This window comes from uncultured Legionella sp. (genome assembly GCF_937871865.1).
GTDB lineage: Bacteria > Pseudomonadota > Gammaproteobacteria > Legionellales > Legionellaceae > Legionella.
Genome location: NZ_CALMPD010000233.1, coordinates 1 through 4,001, shown reverse-complemented (window position 1 = coordinate 4,001; position 4,001 = coordinate 1). Strand labels below are relative to the sequence as shown.

Sequence of the window (4,001 nt, the reverse complement as noted above, 5' to 3'; positions counted from 1 at the left end):
TGATTGCCAGAGCTTCTGCTGCCAGCATGCCCATCGGTATGGTTCTGCAGTTGCCTGTAATGACATCCTTTAGTTGGGTCGTATTGATATCGTATTGACTTGTCAGAGTCCGACGTATGTCTCCATCCGTATAAACTCCCACCAAATACCCATGACTGTTTACCACACAGGTCATACCAAGCTTTTTCTCTGTAACTTCGATTAATGCTTCACTAATGGTTGCTTTTTCACTAGTTAAGGGTAGGTTGCTTTCTTTATGACACAGGTCATCAATTCGAAGCAGGAGTTTTTTGCCTAAGGTACCGCCAGGGTGCGACAGAGCGAAATCTTCAGCGCTGAAGCCTCTTGCCTGAAGTAGGGCTACTGCCAATGCATCCCCCATTACTAGAGAAACGGTAGTGCTGGTTGTTGGAGCAAGACCTAAGGGGCAAGCTTCACTTTTGATGCTGACATCAAGAGTGACGTCGGCAGATTTAGCCAGTATGGATTCTGTATTTCCTGTTAAGGTTATTAAAGGAACTTCCAGACGTTTTAACAAGGGTAAAATGGTAACTATTTCATGAGTATTACCAGAGTGCGAAATTGCAACGACAATATCTTGCCGTGTAATCATTCCTAAATCACCATGACTTGCCTCACCGGGGTGCATAAAAAATGCGGGACTGCCTGTACTTGAAAATGTTGCTGCCAGTTTATTAGCGATATGCCCTGATTTTCCCATTCCAGTGACTACTATACGGCCTTTACAAGCAAGCAATAATTGACATGCCTTTTCAAATCGGGCATCTATTCGTTGAGTTAATTCAAAGACAGCTTGTGCTTCAGTTTCTATAACTGCTAGTCCAAGTGTGCAAAAATTCATAGGCAAATTGTATTATTTTCTGTGTATTTTTCATTCTAACACAATGTTTTTGGATGATGTAACCCTAATTTTTTTTATAAACAAATTTTTTTTAATTCAAACGCAATTAAAAACCACATTTTTCCGTGAACCAGTATATACTTCTACTTCAGACTAAAATTGGAAATGAGAGCATGCCTGAAAATTGGGTTGAAATTAATAATCTGACCTTTACCCGGGATAACCGCTACATTTTTGATGGCATTGATATGGTAGTAAAGCAAGGCAAAATCACTGCAATCATGGGGCCTAGTGGTTCTGGAAAAACAACATTATTAAGGTTGATTGGCGCCCAACTGACGCCTGATAGCGGTGAAATTGTCGTGCATGGTCAAAACATCCATCGCCTTTCTCGTAAAACATTATATGAAGCACGACGAGGCATGGGCCTGCTTTTTCAAAGCAGTGCTTTGTTTACTCATTTGTCCGTATTCGAAAATGTTGCGTTCCCGTTGCGAGAACATACTCAATTAAATGCATCGATGTTGCGTGATATAGTCTTAATGAAACTTGAAGCCGTTGGCTTACGTGGCGCCGCGGATTTAATGCCTGCTCAGTTATCCGGTGGGATGGCCAGACGAGTTGCTTTGGCACGTACCATAGCACTTGATCCCGATTTAATGATGTATGACGAGCCTTTTACCGGGCAGGATCCTATTTCAATGGGCGTTTTGGTGCGCTTGATTAAACGCCTTAATCAATTGCTGCATACCACTACCATCATTGTGTCTCATGATGTTGAAGAAACCTGTTCGATCGCCGATTATATTTATTTGATATCCGGTGGTAAAATTATAGGGCAGGGAACTCCTGACGAATTAATCAAATCCTCAGAGCCTCAGGTGAGACAATTTATGCATGGCGAAGCGGATGGAGTGGTTCCATTCCATTATCCAGCCAGACCTTATACAGAGGAGCTATTAGATGCTTGATTCTATCGCGCGTCTTGGTAATCGTGGTGTACAGATAATACAAAATATTGGTACTTCAGGTTTATTCTTATTTACCATGCTGTTCAGAAAGCCTAATATACCCAAGTTATGGCCTTTATTGCGACACCAACTCTATTTTGTTGGGGTGTTGTCTTGTTTGATCATTGTTGTGTCTGCGCTGTTTATTGGGATGGTTGTGGGATTACAAGGTTATAATACCTTACAAAAATTTGGTGCTGCGAGCCAGCTGGGACAATTGCTCGCCTTAAGTATTGCAAGAGAGTTAGGCCCTGTTGTTAGCGCTTTATTGTTTGCCGGAAGAGCAGGCTCGGCATTAACTGCAGAAATTGGGCTAATGAAAGCGACAGAGCAATTATCCAGTATGGATATGATGGGTGTTGATCCATTAGGCAGAGTGATTTATCCCCGTTTTATGGCAGGATTTATCGCTTTACCGGTACTTGCATTAATTTTTTCCGCTGTAGCTATTTATGGTGGATATTTTATTGGAGTACATTGGTTAGGAGTAGACGCAGGTAGTTTCTGGTCAAATATGCAGGCAGCAGTTAATTTTCGCACTGATGTATTTAGTGGAATTCTTAAAAGTTTGGTTTTTGCGTTTGTTGTAACCTGGATTGCGGTATTCCAGGGTTTTGAGTGTGTGCCAACAGCGGAGGGCATTAGTCAGGCGACGACTAAGACAGTAGTTTATTCATCGCTTGCTGTATTAGGGCTCGATTTTTTGTTGACTGCAATGATGATTGGAGATTGGTAAATGAATAAGCAACGTTATATTGACATAAGCGTAGGCATTTTTATGTTGCTTGGCCTGGTCGCGTTACTGGTGATGGTCATGAAAGTAAGTGGTTTTAGTAATTACAGTTCACGTAAAGGCTATGAAATAACTGCAGATTTTACAGATATTGGTGGGTTGAAAGTGCGAGCACCAGTTACTGTTGCAGGTGTTAGAATTGGTGAGGTAAGTAAAATTGAATTGCAACCTGGTGAGTTGAATGCCAGAGTGACAATGATGTTAAGAAGTGACAAGAAAATACCTTATGAAGATTCATCTGCACGAATTTTGACCGAAGGCTTGCTTGGTTCTAATTATATTAGTATTGTTCCCGGTTTTGATGATGAAGAGAGTACGTCTCATCCTTATTTACGACAAGGGGATGTGATTGCAAAAACTCAGGAAGCGATTATTCTTGAGAATCTTATAGGCCAATTATTATTTAATATTAAGAAATAGGTGAACCATGAGAGTATTGAAAACAATTTTACTAGTCGCCAGTATGTCTTTTTCACAAATGATAGTAGCGCAAACTTCTCCTGTACCTATGCTTGAGCATGCTGCTAATGATATTATTGCAACTCTCAAGGAAAACAAATCCAGTTTGAAAAGTAATCCTTCGATTATTTACAAGGCTGTAGAAACTTATCTGTTACCTAATGTTGATGTCGCCGGAATGTCTCGGTCGGTTTTAGGCCGTCAGGCATGGAGTAAAGCCAGTGCAGCTGAACGTAGCCAGTTTTCACAAGCATTTACACGACTGGTTATCCGTACTTATTCCAGTCCTCTGACCCAATACTCTGATGAAACTGTTCAGTTTTTACCTTTACGAGGCTCATTGGATAGTCGGTTTATCAGAGTAAATAGTGTTATTGTTCGTTCAAAAGGGCAAAATATTCCCTTAAGTTATAGTTTGGTTGCGAAGAATGGGCAATGGAAAATTTATGATATAAGTGTTGAAGGCGTGAGTCTGTTACAGAGTTTCAGATCTCAATTTGCTCAAGCACTTCAGCATTCAAGCATTACTGAAGTAATTAAAGAAATGCAGAAGAAACAAGCTCAAAAGGCTGCATGATGGAAGACCAAATTAATTTTAAACCAGGCCCTGAGCTGACATTCAAATCGGTAGTATCTGTCCGTGCCAAGTTGTTTAAAGCACTGGCAGAGGGAAAAGACAATCGATTTTGCCTCGATTTGAGTGAGGTAGCACACTGTGATAGCGCAGGCCTGGCATTATTAATTGAAGCAAGAAAATTATGTAAACACAGTAACAAGATTTTTGATGTGATAGGGATATCTCCAGAAACTCAGGCTTTGGCCGAATTTTGTGGAGTAAAGAGTATTTTAGAAACTGTGTGATTTGATAGGTAGTACT

Annotated in this window: 6 protein-coding genes; 5 read left to right on the top strand and 1 reads right to left on the bottom strand. The window is 40.6% G+C overall.

Translation table 11 applies throughout. The annotated features are described in order from the left end of the window. Positions 1-862: SIS domain-containing protein (locus Q0495_RS12450; RefSeq protein ID WP_298626844.1), on the bottom strand; the 862-nt coding region annotated here is incomplete at its 3' end. A 173-nt stretch (positions 863-1,035) separates the two neighbouring features. On the opposite strand from Q0495_RS12450, the gene Q0495_RS12445 reads away from it, so the two are divergent. From Q0495_RS12445 to Q0495_RS12425, 5 genes are read left to right on the top strand one after another with little or no spacing between them, the layout of a single operon-like run. Then, complete coding sequence (locus Q0495_RS12445; protein ID WP_298626842.1) at positions 1,036-1,833, top strand: ATP-binding cassette domain-containing protein; 798 nt, start codon at positions 1,036-1,038, stop codon at positions 1,831-1,833. Continuing rightward, the gene (mlaE, locus tag Q0495_RS12440) at positions 1,826-2,608 is read left to right on the top strand and encodes a lipid asymmetry maintenance ABC transporter permease subunit MlaE (RefSeq protein ID WP_298626840.1); all 783 of its coding nucleotides are present in this window, start codon (positions 1,826-1,828) and stop codon (positions 2,606-2,608) included. The genes Q0495_RS12445 and mlaE overlap by 8 nt, the downstream gene beginning before the upstream one ends. Then, positions 2,609-3,085: an outer membrane lipid asymmetry maintenance protein MlaD gene (gene mlaD, locus Q0495_RS12435; RefSeq protein WP_298626838.1), complete on the top strand. Its 477-nt coding sequence runs from the start codon at positions 2,609-2,611 to the stop codon at positions 3,083-3,085. A gap of 7 nt (positions 3,086-3,092) precedes the next feature. Next, positions 3,093-3,701: a phospholipid-binding protein MlaC gene (locus Q0495_RS12430; RefSeq protein WP_298626836.1), complete on the top strand. Its 609-nt coding sequence runs from the start codon at positions 3,093-3,095 to the stop codon at positions 3,699-3,701. Then, positions 3,701-3,985, top strand: coding sequence for a lipid asymmetry maintenance protein MlaB (locus Q0495_RS12425; RefSeq protein ID WP_298626846.1), 285 nt, complete (start codon positions 3,701-3,703; stop codon positions 3,983-3,985). Before Q0495_RS12430 ends, Q0495_RS12425 begins: the two co-directional genes overlap by 1 nt. Positions 3,986-4,001 lie beyond the last annotated feature (16 nt).